The organism is Arenimonas composti TR7-09 = DSM 18010 (assembly GCF_000426365.1).
GTDB classification, from domain to species: domain Bacteria; phylum Pseudomonadota; class Gammaproteobacteria; order Xanthomonadales; family Xanthomonadaceae; genus Arenimonas; species Arenimonas composti.
The window spans coordinates 35726-50739 of sequence record NZ_AUFF01000012.1 but is presented as its reverse complement, the minus strand read 5'-3'; the positions used below and the strand labels follow the sequence as shown (position 1 = coordinate 50739).

The following is a 15014-nucleotide window of genomic DNA, read 5'->3' as shown; positions in this document are numbered from 1 at the left end:
GCGCGACGTTTGCCCGTACCCGGGCCGCGCGGTTCGCCGCGCGGTTCGCCGCGCTGATGGCCGCGCTGATGGCCGGCATGGCGATGCCGGCGTTCGCGGTCGAGTCCTGGCACTGCCGCAACGACCTCGAGATCCGCTGCGGCGGCGGCAGCTGCGCGGTGGCCGGCGAAGGCGAATCCACCCCGCTTAGCGTGGCCTTCGCCGACGACGGCGCGATCAGCGTCTGCGCCTACACCGGCTGCTGGGACGGCCGCGGCCGCGCCGACGGCGACGACCGCTACCTCACCGTCAGCGCCCGCGGACTGCCATTCTCGACCGCGCCCGAAGACGCGCCGCGGCCGGCGGACGTGGCCGTGCTGCTCGACCGGGAGACCTCGGTGGCCCTGCTGCACGCCGACGGCTTCGCCCTGCCCCTGCACTGCGTCGGGGTAGGGGACGGGGGTAGGGGACGTACCCCGTCCTCGGGGACGTACCCCGTCCTCCATGACAGGACGCCCGACGGCTGACACCGTAGCTTCGGACCGAAGGGGTACGTCCCCGAGGACGCGTCCCCGATTCCCCCGCTCAGGCGGCGACCGCCTCCAGCCGCGGCCAGTCGGTGTAGCCCTTCGCGTCGGCGCTGTAGAGGGTCGCCGGGTCGAGCGCGGCCAGCGGGGCGCCGGCGCGCAGGCGGGTCGGCAGGTCGGGATTGGCGACGAAGGGCGCGCCGAACGCGACGATGTCGGCCACACCACGCGCCAGCACGTCCTCCGCCTTCGCCGCGTCGTAGCCGCCGTTGACGATCAGCAGGCCCGGGAAGCGCGCGCGCACCGCGTCGAGCAGCTCGCCGGCGACGGTGCCGCCGCCCAGGTGCAGGTAGCCGATGTCGCGGGCGGCGAGCGCGGCGACGGTGTCGAGGAATTCCCCGCGCTCGCCGTCGAAGCCCGCTTCCAGGTCGTTGTAGCCGTTGAACGGGCTCAGCCGCACGCCGACGCGTTCGGCGCCGACCGCCGCGATCGTCGCGTCGACGACCTCGAGCAGGTAGCGGCGGCGGTTGTCGGCGCTGCCGCCGTAAGCGTCGTCCCGGCGATTGCTGCGCGGGTTCAGGAACTGGTTGAGCAGGTAGCCGTTGGCGGCGTGCAGCTCGACGCCGTCGACGCCGGCCGCCACCAGGCGCGCGGCGGACGCGGCGAATTCGTCGCGGACCCGCGCCAGGTCGGCCGCGTCCATCGCCTTCGGCAGCGGGTGCGGCTGCATGCCGGCGGTGTCGGTCCAGATCTCGCCGGCGGCGGCGACCGCGGACGGTGCGATCACCGCGCTGCCGGCCGGCAGGTTGGCCGGGTGGGCGATGCGGCCGGTGTGCATCAGCTGGATGAAGAACTTCGCGCCGCCGGCCTGTACCGCGGCCGCGACCGCGGCCCAGCCGACGAGCTGTTCGGCGCTGAAGGCACCCGGTTCGCGGGCATAGCCGAGGCCGTCCGGCGACGGCGAGGTGCCTTCGCTGATGATCAGGCCGGCCTCATTGCGCTGGCCGTAATAGGTCGCCATCAGCGCGTTGGGGACGTTGCCGAGCGCGCGGGAGCGGGTCATCGGCGCCATCGCGATGCGGTTCTTCAGGCGCAGGGCGGGACTCGAAAGCGGGGTATACAGGGCATTCATGGACGGGGCTCCGGGGAGGGTGGACCAGTCTTGGCCCCTGGGCGCTTCTGCAACAAGCTGCGCCGCCGGCAATCCATCGTTGTCGTGGTGGAACGCCGGATGATTAGCCGGGGCTCACGGGCGCCGGGTTAGGCTGCCTACCAACCCGACTTCCGGAGCCTTCACGATGACCCCGCTGCGCCTGCCCCTGCTGCTGCTCGCCACCGCAATGAGCCTCGGCGCCTGTGCCTCGGGCCCGGCCGAGCCGCCGCCCGCCGATTCCGCCCCCGCCCCCGCCCCCGTCCCCGAACCGGAGCCGACGCCGATGCCCCGCGCCGAAGACAAACCCGAACCCGCCCCCGCCACCCCGTCGGTCTGCGATTCCGGCCCGGCGGCCTGGGCCGTCGGCCTGTTGCTGGATACCAACCTGATCGAACGCATCCGCGTCGCGACCGGCAGCGAAGGCGTGCGCGTGCTGAAGCCGGGAATGATGGCGACGATGGATTACCGCGAGGATCGGGTGAACATCGACGTCGACGGCGACGACCGCGTGCTGCGCGTGCGCTGCGGCTGAAGATCGACGGCTTAACCGTGCCACGCACCGTTAACCCGGATTAACGGTGCGCGGCACACTTCAGGCAGGCGGCACGCCTCAGGCGCCGCGCTGCAGCTCCGCCAGCACCCGCGGCAGCTCGGCGGCGTTGTGGGCGTGGTCACGCAGGAAGTCGGCGAGCGTCGGCGCCGCCGCCGGCGCGACCTGGGCTTCGACCACGGCGAGCGGATTCGCGGGATCGTCGTTCGCCGCACTCGGCCACGGCGCGGCGCCGCGCTCGATCGCGATCAGCCGCGAGAGCACCCGCACGATGTCGTCGTTGTCACGTCCCTGTGCCGCCATCGCCGCCTCCTGCCGTTCGGTCCGGCGCGCAGCCTACGCAGCGGCGATGCAAATCACGTGATGGCGGCTATGCCTTCGCTTAACGGTGTACGTCCCACGGGTACACTGCGGCGATGATTCCGAACGACATCCTGCGCAGCCTGCGCTTCATGCTCGACCTCGGCGATGCCCACGTCGCCGACATCGCCCACCTCTCGGACCCGGCGCTCGCGATCTCGCGCGAGGACGTGCAGGCCTGGCTGAAGAAGGAGGACGAGCCCGGCTACGCGCCGATGCCGGACCGTGTGCTCGCGCATTTCCTCGACGGCCTGATCGTGCACCTGCGCGGCCGCGACGACAGCCGGCCGCCGCGCCCGGTCGAGCCGCGCGTGGACAACAACCTGGTGCTGAAGAAGCTGCGCGTCGCCTTCGCGATGCAGGACGTCGACGTCGCCCGCTGCTTCGCGGACGCCGGTTTCCCGGTCACCAAGCCCGAGCTGTCGGCGCTCTTCCGCGCCCCGGGCCACAAGAACTACCGGCCCTGCGGCGACCAGATGCTGCGCAACTTCCTGCGCGGACTCACGCTGAAACTAAGGCGCTAGGCTGGACCTTGCCATGATGTCGGGGCCCACGCTCCCGCCATCCCGCAGGAGGCCCGCATGAACCCCGTCCCGCCACGCCCGACGCCGACCCGCCCGACCTCATCCCGGCCGACGCCAAGCCGCCGCCACGCGCCCCGCCCGGAACTCGCCGATGCCCGTCGCGAGGGCCTGCACGACATCGGCGAGGCGGCCGCCGCCAGCGGAGTCAGCGCGCGCATGATCCGCCACTACGAGGCGACCGGGCTGATCCCGCCGGCCGCGCGCAGCTTCGCCAACTACCGCCTCTACAGCGATGCCGACGTGCACCGCCTGCGCTTCATCCAGCGCGCCCGCCGCCTCGGCTTCCCGATCGCGCAGATCGCCACCCTGCTCGCGCTGTGGAACGACACCGGCCGCGCCAGTTGCGACGTCAAGCGACTCGCCGAGCAGCACGCCGCCGAACTCGCCGGACGCATCGCCGAACTGCAGTCGATGCAGCGCACCCTGGTCGAACTGGCGGAACGATGCGGCGGCGACGCGCGACCCGACTGCCCGATCCTCGATGACCTGGCCGGAAGCGCCTCCACTCGCTCGCGGCGCAAGTAGTGTCTAATGGCCCCCCATCACCCCCGGACCGTGCAAGTTGCCCGATTCCGATCTCCGGACATTGCTGCGGGAAAGCACGCGGGCGCGGCACGCCCGTGTCGATGCGCTGTTCGGGGAGGGCTTCACGGGTCGTGAAGGTTACGCCGCCTATCTGCTCGGGATGCGGGCGCTGCTGAGCCTGCTGCTTCCTCGGCTGCCGGAACTGGCCCCGCTGCTGCCGCTGCTCGAGGACGATCTGCGGAGCATCGCGGCGGATTCCGTGGTCGATACCGAGACCTTCGCCGCCGATGCGATCGAGACGACGGCGCCGACCCTGCCGGACAGCGAGGCCCAGCGCCTGGGCTGGCGTTACGTGATCCACGGCTCCTCGCTCGGCGCCCGCGTACTGCAGCGCCAGGCCGCCGCGCTCGGCGCCAGTCCGGACCACGGCGCCCGTTTCCTCGCCGCGCACGCACAGGGCGATGGCTGGCGGGCGCTCTTCGCCGCCTTGACCGGTTCCACCGCGCCGCCTGCCGAGGTCGCGGCGGTGCTCGCCGCCGCCGACGCGGCCTTCGCCGCGGCCGAAGCCGCTTTTCGCCGCGCCATTGCGGCCATGTCCCGAGGAGTCCCGGCATGAGCCGAAGCCCCCGCCCGAAGAAGCCGCCGGTCGACTGCGCCGACGAGCCGATCCACCTCTCCGGCGCGATCCAGCCGCATGGCTGGCTGCTGAGCTGCGATCCGGCCGACTGGACCATCCGCCACCTCTCCGCGAACGTCGCCGACCTGTTCGAACTCGAGCCCGACGAACTGCTCGGCAGCTCGCTGCGCGAACACATCGACGGCGAACTGGTCGACGCCCTCGCCACGGCACTGCCGACGATGGAGCCGGGCCTGGCCGCGCGCTTCGTCGCCGCCGGCAACCTCGGCCCGACCGGCCGCTACTGCGACCTGACCGCGCACGTGCAGCAGGGCCTGGTGCACGTCGAGATCGAGGCGAACGCGCCGGCGCGCAGCCACGCGCCGCCGGTGATCGACGCCCAGCGGATGATCGCCGGCATCGCCCAGCTCGAGGTCGGCGAGGCGCTGTTCGAACGCGCCGCCGCGCTGGTGCGCGAACTCACCGGCTACGACCGGGTGATGGTCTACCGCTTCCGCGACGACGACGCCGGCGAGGTGGTCGCCGAGGCGCGTGCCGACGACGTCGAGCCCTACCTCGGCCTGCGCTTCCCGGCGACCGACATCCCGGCGCAGGCGCGCCGGCTGTACCTCTACAACCGCGTGCGGGTGATCCCCGACGGCAGCTACCGGCCGGTGCCGATCCTGCCGGCGGCGAAGCCGCCGCTGGACCTGAGCCAGCACGTGCTGCGCAGCGTGTCGCCGGTGCATCTGGAATACCTGGCGAACATGGGCGTCACCGCGTCGATGTCGATTTCGATCATCACCGGCGCCCGGCTATGGGGCCTGTTCGCCTGCCATCACCGCAATCCGCGGCGGGTACCGGCGGCGCTGCGCGCGATCGCCGACCTGTTCGGCATGTACGTGTCGATGCGCGTCACCGGCCGCCTGCAGGACCTGGCGCTGCAGCGCAGCGAGGCCGCGAACCGCCTCGCCGACCGCCTGCGCGCACGCCTGGGCGAAGGCGGAACGCCGCACGCCGCGATCACCGCCGAACTGCCGGCCGTCGTCGAACTGCTGCGCGGCGATGGCGCCCTGCTGGTGCACGGTGACGGCATGACGGCCGCCGGCACCACGCCACCCGAAGCGCTGCTGCCGGCGCTGAGCGCGCGCGCCGCGACGGCCGGCGGGGTGGTCGCCGATGACGCCGCCGAGGCCTGGCTGGCGGAACCCGCGGCTGCGGCCGGGATCGCCGGCGTGCTGACGATCCCGCTCGGCGAACGCGGTGATGCGCTGCACGTGTTCCGCCGCGAGCAGGTCGAGGACGTCAGCTGGGCCGGCGAGCCGCACAAGGCCCTGATCGCGACCGACGACGGCACCCGACTGGCGCCGCGCCGCAGTTTCCGCACTTGGCGCGAGACCGTGCGCGGCCGCTGCCTGGCCTGGAGCGGCGACGACCGCGATGCCGCCGCCCGCGTGCAGCGCCTGCTCGCCGACGTCGCGCGCCAGCGCGAAGCCGACGCCTGAGCCGCTATCCTCGGGCGGATCGTTCACCGCCGAGGTTCCGCATGACCATCCGCACCCCGCGCCTGCGTGCGCTCGCCGTCGCACTGCTGCTCGCCGTTCCGGCCTTCACTGCCAGCACCGTCGTCGCCGTCGCCCACGACCACGCCGCCGCGGCGCCGTCCGGACCGCTCGACGCCGACCAGCGCGAGGCGATCCTGGCGCAGACGCGCATGCTGCGGCTGGCGCCCGACCTGGCGACGCTGGGCCCGGGGGAGCAGGCGGCGCTGCCGCACCTGCTCGCCGCCGGCGAGATCGTGCAGCAGCTCTACGAGCTGCAGGTGCACCCGCATGCCGCCGCCGCACGGGCGCGGATCGCGGCGTTGCCGGCGGGCCCCGGGCGCGAGCAGGCCGAAACCCTCTACCGCCTGTTCAAGGGTCCGGTGGCGACGACGCTCGACAACACCCGGATGCGCTTCGTCGACGTGCCGGCGAACACCCCGGCGAAAGGTTTCTACCCGGCCGACCTCGGCCGCGCCGAACTCGACGCCTTCATCGCCGCGAATCCGCAGCGCCGCGACGAACTGCTCGGCGAGCGCACGGTGATCCGTCGCGCGACCGCTGCCCAGCTCGACACCGACCTGGCGACGCTGGCGAAGTATCCGGCGCTCGACGTGCTGCACCCGGGCCTGCGCACGCGTCTCGAGGCCCTGCGCGCGGCGGCGGCTTCCGCGCGCGATGGCGGCCGCGGCAGCCTCTACGGCCTGCCGTATTCGCTGGCCTGGCCGGCGGAGACGATGGCGATCCATGACCACCTGATGCGCGCCGCCGAGGCGGTGCAGGCCGACGACCGCGAATTCGCCGGCTACCTGCGCGCCCGCGCCCGCGACCTGCTCGCCGACGATTACGAAGCCGGCGACGCGATCTGGGTCACCGCGCGCTTCCGCCACCTCAACGCCCAGATCGGCGCCTACGAGACCTACGACGACGAGCTGCTCGGCGTGCGTGCCTCGTGGTCGATGTCGATCCTGGTCCGCCGCGACGCCGAATCCGATGCGGTGGCCGGCGCCCTCGGCGGCCTGCAGACGATCCACGATGCGCTGCCGGTCGACTACGAACGCGAGGTGCGCGCGAAGATCCCGGTCGGCGTCTACGACGTCGTCGCCGACTTCGGCCAGTCGCGCGGCGGCAACACCGCCAGCATCCTGCCGAACGATCCGCTGCACGCGGCGCGCTACGGCCGCACGATCCTGATGCGCGACAACATCATGAGGCACCCGGAAGTGCAGGACATCGCGGCGGCGACCTGGGCGGCGGCGATCGATCCGGCGCATGCCGATGACCTGCAGCCCGAAGGTTCGGTGCAGCGCACGCTGTGGCACGAGATCGGCCACTACCTCGGCGTCGACCGCAGTCGCGACGGCCGCGTGCTCGGCGATTCGCTGCAGGACGCCGCCGACCTGCTCGAGGAGATGAAGGCGGACCTGGTGTCGCTGCATGCGATCCCGCGCCTGCAGGCCGACGGCTATTACAGCGCGGACGATGCGCGCGCGGTCTATGCCTCCGGCATCCTGCGCGTGCTGCAGCGGAACAAGCCGCGCCGCGACCAGCCCTACCAGACGATGCAGCTGATGCAGTGGAACTGGTTCCTCGACCGCGGCGTGCTCGCCTTCGACCCGGCGACCCAGCACATGCGCATCGATTACGCGAAGTACCCGGCGGCGGTGGAATCGCTGCTGCGCGAGGTGCTCGAAGTGCAGGCCGCCGGCGACCGCCAGCGCGCCGAAGCCTTCATCAGGACGTGGACGACCTGGGATCCGGCCCTGCACGAACCGGTGTCGCAGGCGGTGCGCGCGGCCCTGCCTTACCGCTACGCCCTGTACCACTACGCCGCGCTGGGCGAGTGAGTCAGAGCCTCAGATCCCGCGGCACCTCCATCCTCCGCATCGCCGGCACGTCGGCGCCGCCGGTGTTGCCTTCCGGCACCCACACCCGCGAGAACAGCGCCGCGGCGACGATGCGCGCGAGTTGGCCGAGGACCTCGCGGCGATCGCGGCGCGACCAGCCGATCGCCAGCATCCCGAGGTGGCTGCGCACGTGCGGAATCGTCCAGCGCTGGCCGATGATGTGCGCGCGTTCCAGATGCCGGAACGCGCGCGCCAGGTCGCCGGCCGCCCGCGCGTCCGCCGCCGCCTGCCACTCGGCGGCGAACGCGGCGCGGCGCGCGGACGGCATGCGCAGGCTCACTCGTCGCCGCCGCAGCCGCACGGGGCGCAGTCGCAGCAGCGGCAGTCGCCGCAGGTGCAGTCGCCACAGGCGCAGCAGGGGCAGGGCGTGGTGGCGGTGTCTTCGATCGTGCTCACGGGGTTCTCCTGGACGGCGGAATGCCGTGGCGTGAGGCTCGGGGCTGACACCGTGGCAAGGTCAAGACGTAGTTCGTAGTCCGTAAGAGGTGGTTCGTAGTCGCGACGCCGGAATCCGGGGACGGACGAAAAGCACTGGGCGCGGCTGCCGGCGCTGCCTAGCCTCACCGGGACCCCACGCGCCTCGGAGGACCCATGAACGTTTCCGCTTTCGACGACTTCGGCAGCACGGCGCCCGGCGCGCGCGCGTCGCGCTCGCGCGGGCTGGCGCTCGGGCTGGCGATCGCCCTGGGGCTCGCCGCATCGGCGGCCGCGGTCGCGGCCGATGCCGCCGCTTCCGCCGACCACGTGGCCGTCGCCTCCGCAGCCGCTGCCTCGCCGGCCGCCGCGCCCCTCACCGCCTGGCCGGCGAACGCGATCAAGCGCTACATGTTCTCGGCCGACGACCTCGCCGCGGTACAGGCACGCTTCGTGGCGATGGGCGCCGCGGCGGACTTCGCGGTGGAGGCGCCGCCAAGCGGTGGCACCCGTTTCTTCACGATCACCGGCCGCAGCGGCAACGTGAACCGCTTCGCGCTCGAACAGGACGGCGACGGCAAGCTGCACGCCTACGCCGTGCGCCTGCGTCCGCAGCACCCGGTGGTCGCGCTGCCCTACCGCGAACAGGAAGTGGTGTTCGCGACCCCGACGCCGGGCGTCGCCCCGGTCGGCACGCTGACGTATCCGATGGGCCCCGGCCCGTTCCCGGCGGTGGTGCTGGTCGCCGGCACCGGCCCGCACACGCGCGGCGTCGGTCTCACCGGCGGCGAGGTACACCCCGGCTCGACCACCGACGACTACGCCAGTGACGCGCTGGCAGCGGTGCGGTTCCTGCGGATGCAGCCGTTCGTCGACGGCGGCCGGGTCGGCCTCGCCGGTCACAGCGAGGGCGGCATCATCGCGGCGATGGTCGCGGCGGACGCGCCGGAAGACGTCGCCTTCATCGTGTTGCTCGGCGGCACCGGCCTGCCCGGTATCGACAACAAGAGCCTGCAGGATGCCGCGCTGCGCCGCGCCGAGGGCATGGACGAGGCGCTGATCGCGATGAACCGCGACCAGGAGCGCGAGCTGCTGGAGATCGCCGCCGGCCCGCTCGACCACGATGCCGCGCTCGCGGCGATGCACGCGGCCACCGCCGCGTTGCCCGAGGACGTGCGCACGACGCTGGAACTGCCCGCCGACGGGCTGCCGGACGAGGCCTTCGAGTGGATGCTGTCGCCGTGGTACCGCCGCTTCCTCGCACTCGACCCGCGCGCCTACCTGCGCGAAGTGAAGGTGCCGGTGCTGGCGCTGATCGGCAGCAAGGACCTGCAGGTGCCGCCGGCCGAGAACCTGGCGGAGCTGCGGCGCGTACTCGCCGGCAATCCGCGCGCCGAGGTGCGCGAGCTGCCCGGCCTGAACCACAACTTCCAGACCGCGAACACCGGCTCGCCGGCGGAGTACTTCGCGATCGAGGAGACCTTCTCGCGGTCCGCGCTGGAACTGATGACCGAGTGGATGCGCGGGGCGACGCTTTCCGACGAGTAATCAGTCGCCCCTGTGGGAGCGGCTTCAGCCGCGATGCCCTTCCTGCAGGTCGGGAGGGAAGCAAGGGATCGCGGCTGAAGCCGCTCCTACACTATCTCGTACCTCGTACGAACTACGAACTAGGCCACGACCGCCTGCTCCAGCGCCGCGATGTCGATCTTCCGCATCGTCATCATCGCGGCGAAGGCCTTCGCGGCCGTCTCGCCGCCGGCGGTGGTGAACTCGATCAGGCGCTTCGGGGTGATCTGCCAGGACAGGCCGTAGCGGTCCTTGCACCAGCCGCACATCGATTCTTCGCCGCCGGCGTCGACGAGCGCATGCCAGATGCGGTCGGTTTCGGCCTGGTCGTCGGTGGCGACCTGGAAGCTGACCGCCTCGCTGAAGCGGAACTGCGGGCCGCCGCGCAGCAGGATGAAGCGCGTGCCGAGGATCTCGACGTCAACGGTGAGCAAGCCGGGGTCGGAGTACATTTGCGCTGCCGTGACCCGGAGTAACGGCCCCCGGAATGTACTCCGACCCCGGTTTCCGACCGCGGTTTCTGTGCGTGGAGGTGTCGATGGCCAGGATCCTTTCCCCGGTGCTGGCGACGGTGCTCGCGTCGGCGCTGGTGCTCGCCGGCTGCGGCGAAACGGTCGCCGATCAGGTCGCGGAACTGCGCCCGCAGGTGCAGCAGGTGTTCGAGCGCATCGCCGCGCTGGAACCGGCGGTGCGCGCCGCCGCGCCGGTGCGCAGCGACGGCTTCGGCACGACGCACGCGCGGACCGTGCAGAGCTGCGCGGAGTACCTGCCGGCCGACGCGGGCACCCTGCACCGCGGCGCGCCGCTGATCATGGGCGAATGCGCGCGTGCCGAGTACGTGTTCGTGCTGCGCGTGCATCGCGAGCTGGCGCCGTCGGTCGGCGCCGACCGCGACTTCAGCCCGGGCGCGTTCGACGGCGACGTGCTGCTGTTCCGCCTCGCCGACGCTGCCCTGCTCGGCGGCTTCCGGGTGACCGCCGCCAGCAGCGACCGGGTGCAGATTCCCACCGACGCCGGCGGCAACGCCGTCGGCGCCGACGACCGACTGCGCAACGACCTGTCCGCGAACGTCTTCGTGGCGATCGACGACCGCCTGCGCGAGCTGATCCCCGGCGTGCATCCGGAGACGCGCTGATGCCCGGCTGGCTCTGGGTCGGTCTCGGCGGCGCGCTCGGCGCGATCGCGCGCTACGGCGTGTCGCTGGCGCTGGCCGGCAGCGCCGCGCGCTTCCCGTGGCCGACCTTCGCGGTGAACGTGCTCGGCTGCCTGCTGATCGGCCTGGTCGCCGGCGTGCTGGCGCGGGCGCCCGACGGCGACACCTTGCGGCTGTTCGTGGTCACCGGCGTGCTGGGCGGATTCACGACCTTCTCGGCCTTCGGGCTGGAGACGCTGACGCTGATGCGCCGCGGCGACGCCGCGCTGGCGGCGGTGTATGTGCTCGGCAGCGTGGGGGTGTGCCTGTTCGCGGTGTGGCTCGGCAGCCGGCTCGCGGAATAACGGTGTCAGAGACAGTTACTCCGGCGGTGTCGCGTCGGCCAAGGCCGTCGGCGGTAACTGTCTCTGACACCGTTATTCCCGTCAGAATGAGCCCGTCCGCACGGCGCCATCGGTCTCGTAGCGGCTCATCACCACCCCGGTGTTCGACACCGCCGACGACACCAGCCGCAGTTCCGTCGCCGTCGCCCCCGGCTCGAACAGCCGCTTGCCGCCGCCGAGCACGACCGGGAACGTCCACACGTTGAACTCGTCGATCAAGCCGGCGCGCTGCAGCGGCTGGATGATCGTGCCGCTGCCGATGATCTGCAGGTCGGGGCCATCGGCGGCCTTCAGCGCCCGCACCGCCTCCACCAGCTCGCCGCGCAGCAGCGTCGCGTTGTTCCAGGCCACCGACGCCAGCGTGCGCGACGCCACGTGCTTGCGTACCGCGTTGAGCGTGCGCGCCGTCGGGTCGTCGGCGGGCTGGTTCGGCCAGTAGCCGGCGAAGATGTCGTAGGTGCGCCGGCCCAGCAGCAGTTCGCGGCCGGCGGCGTCGAAACCGGCGGCGCCCGCATCCATCGTTTCGTCCCAGTGCGGGAAGGTCCAGCCGCCGTGCGCGAAGCCGCCGTCGCGGTCTTCGTCGGGCCCGCCGGGGGCCTGCATCACGCCGTCGAGGGACACGAAGGTGGAGGCGATCAGGCGGCGCATGGGCAACTCCTCGTTGGGCGATTCCGCGAGGGTATCGATCTTGGTCGGATGGCGCAGGCCGTCAGAGCAGCCGCGTTCCGGGCGCCACCTCGCCGTCGGGCACGCACAGCCACACGTGCCCGTCGGCATCGTGGAAGCCGGTGACCAGGCATTCCGAGCGCAGCGGCCCGATCTGCTTCGGCGGGAAGTTCACGACGCCGACGACCAGCCGCCCGACCAGCGATTCCGGCGTGTAGTGGTCGGTGATCTGCGCGCTCGACTTGCGCATGCCGATCTCCGGGCCGAAGTCGACGTGCAGGATGTAGGCGGGCTTGCGCGCATCCGGGAAAACGCGCGCCTCGAGCACGCGGCCGACGCGCAGTTCGACCCGGGTGAAGTCGTCCCAGGTGATGGTGTTGGTCATGGTGGCTCCTTGACAACTGGGCTTAACAACCGGGGTCGGATTCCTTCGTTAAGACGGGCGGCGCCCGTCTTAACGAAGGAATCCGACCCCAGTTGTTAACCCCACTTGCTAAATCTGGTCCAGCGGCAGCCGCAGGTACCTGACGCCATTGGCAACAGGGGGCGGCAGTTCGCCAGCGCGGATGTTCGCCTGCAGCGCCGGCAGGATCAGCTTCGGCACCGGCAGCGCGGCATCGCGGGTGGTGCGTAGCGCGACGTAGGCGTCCTCGCCGGCGCCGCCACCGACGTGGATGTTGCGCGCGCGCTGCTCGGCCACCGTCGTCATCGCCTGCACGGTGTGCGTCTGCGACGGGTAGTCGTGGCACAGGAACAGTCGCGTCTCCGGCGGCAGTTCCAGCAGCCGGCGCAGCGAGGTGTACAGCGTGCGCGCATCGGCGCCGGGGAAATCGGCGCGGGCGGTGCCGGTCTCGGGCGCGAACAGGGTGTCGCCGACGAAGACCGCATCGCCGACCTGGTAGCTGACGCCGTCCGAGGTATGCCCCGGCGTGCCCAGCACCCGCGCCCGCAGCGCGCCGATCGCGAAAGTGTCGCCGTCGTCGAACAACCGGTCGAACTGGCGGCCGTCGGTCGCGAAGTCGTCTTCGAGCCCGAACAGCGTCTTGAAGCGTTCCTGCACCGCGGTGATGCCGCGGCCGATCGCCACCTTCGCGCCGGTACGCCGCTTCAGGAAGGCGGCGGCGCTGAGGTGGTCGGCGTGGGCATGCGTCTCCAGCACCCAGTCCAGGCTCAGCCGGTGTTCGCCGAGGAAGGCCAGCACCTGCTCGGCCGAGGCGGTCGAGGTGCGCCCGGACGCGACATCGAAATCCAGCACCGGGTCGACCACCGCCGCGCGGCCGCAGATCCGGTCGTAGACCACGTGGGTGAAGGTGAAAGTCGCCGGGTCGTGGAAGCTGTGTACCAGTGGCGTCATGGGCGCAGAACCGGGGTCGGAGTACATTCCCGGGCAATTTACTCCGACCCCGGCCGCCGGGAATGTACTCCGACCCCGGTTTTGACCAACTTCGCCCCGCCATGAAGTTCATCCGCAGCCGCGACTTCACCGCCGACCGCGCCTGGGGCGCGCTCGACATCGCAGAGATCGACGGCGCCAGCGTGCGCCTGCACTGGACCGACCAGCCCTACCGCTGGCACGTCAACGACGGCGAGGAAGTGTTCGTCGTGCTCGACGGCCGCGTCGAGATGCGCTGGCGCGATGCCGATGGCGACGGCGAACACTGCCGCATCCTCGAGCCCGGCGACCTCTTCCACGCCGATGTCGGCACCGAGCACGTCGCGCATCCGATCGGCGCGGCACGGGTGCTCGTCGTGGAGCGCAAGGGCAGCGTCTAGAAAGGTTGCCGCCGTTCCCGCAGCCAGCGCCGGTCGGCAGAGCGCGGTCAGCGCCTCAGGAACCGTCGCCCGGCACCGGCGCCAGCCACTCGATCCGCTCGACGTGCACGTCCTCGAACACCCCATCGGCATCGGCGAACACGACCACCCCGAAGCCACGCTTGCCGACCGGCGACTCCCAGATCCACCAGGTGCAGGTGATCGCCTGCCGCGACGCCGCGTCGACGCAGTCCTCGCTGGAGGTCGCGACCGGCAGATCCCACGCGCGCACCGGCTTGCCGCGCCAGGTCGCGATGATGCCGTCGGCGATCACCTTCGGGTCGAGCTCATCGGCGCTGCGCAGGTCATTGCGGCCGAGCTGCCAGGCGATCGCCTGCCAGGGCGCTGCGCAGCCGCAGGCGATCGGTGCCCAGACCGTGGCGGCGCCGGCGAGCGAGCCGGCGAGCAGCAGCGGCAGTGTTCCGATGAGTGTCCGGATGTTCCCCATTGCCGTGATCCCCTTCTGTCGGTCGACGGGAGCGGAACGCGCAGCGGCGTTCACGGCTCGGCGGTCAACTGTATATCGACGCGGCAGGGCGCGGCGCCCATCAGCACGTCCAGAACACCCGCTTCTCCAGTTCGATGACGTGCGCGCCGTCGCTGCAGCCGCCGACATCGCGGCGAAGGCGGTCGCTGTCCTCGTGGCCGATGATCCACCGCTTCGCGACGGGGTGCCACATCAGCCTGCCCTCGTCGATCACGCCGGCAGGGAACGGGTTCGCGGCCTGCGGGTTATCGACGATCACGTGACTACCGTCGATGCGCACGCGCAGGCGGAGGCTGGGCATGTCGGGGTGTTCGGCGTAGCGGTGTTCGAAGTCGTGGGTGCCGGAGGCGAGGGGTGGCGGTGGATCGCCGCAGCGATGACGCACGATCTCCTCGCCAGGAACGCTGGCACGATCGATCAGCCGGCGGCCGTCGTGGGCGAGCTCGAAGGACCTCGCCGCCAGCCAGGTTTCGCCCTCGCCGGAGAGCTCGGCGATCAGCGCGAGTTGATCGCCTCGGACGACCACCGCGCGGAGCGGCCCGGCGCTTTCCCAGAAGGCGATGCGGTCGGGCGCAATGTCGAGCCGAAGGTCGTCGGCGCCCGGGTCCGCGCAGGCCGCGGGGCTGCCGGCCCAGCGGCCGACGAAAGCCGCGGGCACCGTGGTGGCGGCGTCGTGTGCCTGCGCCGGTAGCGTCATCAGGGCCGCCAGGATCAGGACTGCCTTCATCGCGATCTCCGAATGCCCGGGCCGCGCCGGAGGCGACGGCAGGATCCTCGGCATGGCTTCTTGA

At 71.9% G+C, this 15014-nt stretch carries 20 protein-coding genes; 11 read left to right on the top strand and 9 right to left on the bottom strand.

Annotated elements, in window-relative coordinates; all coding sequences use genetic code 11:
- Positions 1-56: 56 nt before the first annotated feature.
- The gene (locus K311_RS16905) at positions 57-506 is read left to right on the top strand and encodes a hypothetical protein (protein ID WP_051240114.1); all 450 of its coding nucleotides are present in this window, start codon (positions 57-59) and stop codon (positions 504-506) included.
- A 58-nt stretch (positions 507-564) separates the two neighbouring features.
- Here the strand turns inward: K311_RS16905 and K311_RS0112535 are convergent, their stop codons facing one another.
- Positions 565-1638: an alkene reductase gene (locus tag K311_RS0112535; RefSeq protein WP_026817596.1), complete on the bottom strand. Its 1074-nt coding sequence runs from the start codon at positions 1636-1638 to the stop codon at positions 565-567.
- A gap of 166 nt (positions 1639-1804) precedes the next feature.
- Between K311_RS0112535 and K311_RS17860 the strand changes: the two genes are divergently transcribed.
- Positions 1805-2191, top strand: coding sequence for an I78 family peptidase inhibitor (locus tag K311_RS17860; RefSeq protein WP_051240112.1), 387 nt, complete (start codon positions 1805-1807; stop codon positions 2189-2191).
- A gap of 78 nt (positions 2192-2269) precedes the next feature.
- On the opposite strand, the gene K311_RS0112525 is transcribed toward K311_RS17860, so the two are convergent.
- Positions 2270-2512, bottom strand: coding sequence for a hypothetical protein (locus tag K311_RS0112525; RefSeq protein WP_026817595.1), 243 nt, complete (start codon positions 2510-2512; stop codon positions 2270-2272).
- A gap of 113 nt (positions 2513-2625) precedes the next feature.
- On the opposite strand from K311_RS0112525, the gene K311_RS0112520 reads away from it, so the two are divergent.
- From K311_RS0112520 to K311_RS0112500, 5 genes are read left to right on the top strand one after another with little or no spacing between them, the layout of a single operon-like run.
- Positions 2626-3093 carry a YehS family protein gene (locus K311_RS0112520; RefSeq protein WP_026817594.1) on the top strand — a complete coding sequence of 156 codons (468 nt, stop codon included), beginning with the start codon at positions 2626-2628 and terminating at the stop codon, positions 3091-3093.
- Between the two features lie 57 nt (positions 3094-3150).
- The gene (cueR, locus tag K311_RS0112515) at positions 3151-3678 is read left to right on the top strand and encodes a Cu(I)-responsive transcriptional regulator (RefSeq protein ID WP_081683450.1); all 528 of its coding nucleotides are present in this window, start codon (positions 3151-3153) and stop codon (positions 3676-3678) included.
- 37 nt (positions 3679-3715) lie between these two features.
- Positions 3716-4294: a biliverdin-producing heme oxygenase gene (locus tag K311_RS17855; protein WP_154659552.1), complete on the top strand. Its 579-nt coding sequence runs from the start codon at positions 3716-3718 to the stop codon at positions 4292-4294.
- The gene (locus K311_RS16890) at positions 4291-5799 is read left to right on the top strand and encodes a GAF domain-containing protein (protein ID WP_043798163.1); all 1509 of its coding nucleotides are present in this window, start codon (positions 4291-4293) and stop codon (positions 5797-5799) included. Before K311_RS17855 ends, K311_RS16890 begins: the two co-directional genes overlap by 4 nt.
- 41 nt (positions 5800-5840) lie before the next feature.
- Positions 5841-7682 carry a hypothetical protein gene (locus K311_RS0112500; protein WP_026817592.1) on the top strand — a complete coding sequence of 614 codons (1842 nt, stop codon included), beginning with the start codon at positions 5841-5843 and terminating at the stop codon, positions 7680-7682.
- 1 nt (position 7683) lies between these two features.
- Here the strand turns inward: K311_RS0112500 and K311_RS0112495 are convergent, their stop codons facing one another.
- Positions 7684-8010, bottom strand: coding sequence for a DUF3703 domain-containing protein (locus K311_RS0112495; RefSeq protein ID WP_026817591.1), 327 nt, complete (start codon positions 8008-8010; stop codon positions 7684-7686).
- Between the two features lie 323 nt (positions 8011-8333).
- Between K311_RS0112495 and K311_RS16885 the strand changes: the two genes are divergently transcribed.
- Complete coding sequence (locus K311_RS16885; protein WP_051240108.1) at positions 8334-9704, top strand: alpha/beta hydrolase family protein; 1371 nt, start codon at positions 8334-8336, stop codon at positions 9702-9704.
- Positions 9705-9823: 119 nt separating this feature from the next.
- On the opposite strand, the gene K311_RS16880 is transcribed toward K311_RS16885, so the two are convergent.
- Entirely contained in the window at positions 9824-10156 is a 333-nt protein-coding gene (locus K311_RS16880; RefSeq protein ID WP_245570664.1) for a VOC family protein, read from the bottom strand.
- A 104-nt stretch (positions 10157-10260) separates the two neighbouring features.
- Here K311_RS16880 and K311_RS0112480 point away from each other — a divergent pair, with 104 nt between their 5' ends.
- Positions 10261-10857 carry a hypothetical protein gene (locus K311_RS0112480; protein WP_154659551.1) on the top strand — a complete coding sequence of 199 codons (597 nt, stop codon included), beginning with the start codon at positions 10261-10263 and terminating at the stop codon, positions 10855-10857.
- Positions 10857-11219: a fluoride efflux transporter CrcB gene (gene crcB / locus K311_RS0112475; protein WP_026817589.1), complete on the top strand. Its 363-nt coding sequence runs from the start codon at positions 10857-10859 to the stop codon at positions 11217-11219. The genes K311_RS0112480 and crcB overlap by 1 nt, the downstream gene beginning before the upstream one ends.
- Positions 11220-11300: 81 nt before the next feature.
- Here crcB and K311_RS0112470 read toward each other — a convergent pair whose 3' ends face one another.
- From K311_RS0112470 to K311_RS0112460, 3 genes are all read right to left on the bottom strand, one after another.
- Entirely contained in the window at positions 11301-11906 is a 606-nt protein-coding gene (locus K311_RS0112470) for a dihydrofolate reductase family protein (RefSeq protein ID WP_026817588.1), read from the bottom strand.
- A gap of 61 nt (positions 11907-11967) precedes the next feature.
- Positions 11968-12309 carry a tRNA-binding protein gene (locus tag K311_RS0112465; protein WP_026817587.1) on the bottom strand — a complete coding sequence of 114 codons (342 nt, stop codon included), beginning with the start codon at positions 12307-12309 and terminating at the stop codon, positions 11968-11970.
- 108 nt (positions 12310-12417) lie between these two features.
- On the bottom strand, positions 12418-13278 hold the full coding sequence (locus K311_RS0112460; RefSeq protein ID WP_026817586.1) for an MBL fold metallo-hydrolase: 861 nt from the start codon (positions 13276-13278) through the stop codon (positions 12418-12420).
- A gap of 101 nt (positions 13279-13379) precedes the next feature.
- On the opposite strand from K311_RS0112460, the gene K311_RS0112455 reads away from it, so the two are divergent.
- Entirely contained in the window at positions 13380-13697 is a 318-nt protein-coding gene (locus K311_RS0112455; protein WP_026817585.1) for a cupin domain-containing protein, read from the top strand.
- A gap of 55 nt (positions 13698-13752) precedes the next feature.
- Here the strand turns inward: K311_RS0112455 and K311_RS0112450 are convergent, their stop codons facing one another.
- Entirely contained in the window at positions 13753-14184 is a 432-nt protein-coding gene (locus tag K311_RS0112450; protein WP_026817584.1) for a hypothetical protein, read from the bottom strand.
- 100 nt (positions 14185-14284) lie between these two features.
- Entirely contained in the window at positions 14285-14950 is a 666-nt protein-coding gene (locus K311_RS17850) for a hypothetical protein (RefSeq protein WP_051240105.1), read from the bottom strand.
- Positions 14951-15014: the final 64 nt, after the last annotated feature.

Coding starts and splice junctions, on each gene's coding strand:
- K311_RS16905 (WP_051240114.1), top strand. CDS start 57: ATGGCCGCGCTGATGGCCGGCATGGCGATGCCGGCGTTCGCGGTCGAG.
- K311_RS0112535 (WP_026817596.1), bottom strand. CDS start 1,638: ATGAATGCCCTGTATACCCCGCTTTCGAGTCCCGCCCTGCGCCTGAAG.
- K311_RS17860 (WP_051240112.1), top strand. CDS start 1,805: ATGACCCCGCTGCGCCTGCCCCTGCTGCTGCTCGCCACCGCAATGAGC.
- K311_RS0112525 (WP_026817595.1), bottom strand. CDS start 2,512: ATGGCGGCACAGGGACGTGACAACGACGACATCGTGCGGGTGCTCTCG.
- K311_RS0112520 (WP_026817594.1), top strand. CDS start 2,626: ATGATTCCGAACGACATCCTGCGCAGCCTGCGCTTCATGCTCGACCTC.
- cueR (WP_081683450.1), top strand. CDS start 3,151: ATGAACCCCGTCCCGCCACGCCCGACGCCGACCCGCCCGACCTCATCC.
- K311_RS16890 (WP_043798163.1), top strand. CDS start 4,291: ATGAGCCGAAGCCCCCGCCCGAAGAAGCCGCCGGTCGACTGCGCCGAC.
- K311_RS0112500 (WP_026817592.1), top strand. CDS start 5,841: ATGACCATCCGCACCCCGCGCCTGCGTGCGCTCGCCGTCGCACTGCTG.
- K311_RS0112495 (WP_026817591.1), bottom strand. CDS start 8,010: ATGCCGTCCGCGCGCCGCGCCGCGTTCGCCGCCGAGTGGCAGGCGGCG.
- K311_RS16885 (WP_051240108.1), top strand. CDS start 8,334: ATGAACGTTTCCGCTTTCGACGACTTCGGCAGCACGGCGCCCGGCGCG.
- K311_RS0112480 (WP_154659551.1), top strand. CDS start 10,261: ATGGCCAGGATCCTTTCCCCGGTGCTGGCGACGGTGCTCGCGTCGGCG.
- crcB (WP_026817589.1), top strand. CDS start 10,857: ATGCCCGGCTGGCTCTGGGTCGGTCTCGGCGGCGCGCTCGGCGCGATC.
- K311_RS0112470 (WP_026817588.1), bottom strand. CDS start 11,906: ATGCGCCGCCTGATCGCCTCCACCTTCGTGTCCCTCGACGGCGTGATG.
- K311_RS0112465 (WP_026817587.1), bottom strand. CDS start 12,309: ATGACCAACACCATCACCTGGGACGACTTCACCCGGGTCGAACTGCGC.
- K311_RS0112460 (WP_026817586.1), bottom strand. CDS start 13,278: ATGACGCCACTGGTACACAGCTTCCACGACCCGGCGACTTTCACCTTC.
- K311_RS0112455 (WP_026817585.1), top strand. CDS start 13,380: ATGAAGTTCATCCGCAGCCGCGACTTCACCGCCGACCGCGCCTGGGGC.
- K311_RS0112450 (WP_026817584.1), bottom strand. CDS start 14,184: ATGGGGAACATCCGGACACTCATCGGAACACTGCCGCTGCTGCTCGCC.
- K311_RS17850 (WP_051240105.1), bottom strand. CDS start 14,950: ATGAAGGCAGTCCTGATCCTGGCGGCCCTGATGACGCTACCGGCGCAG.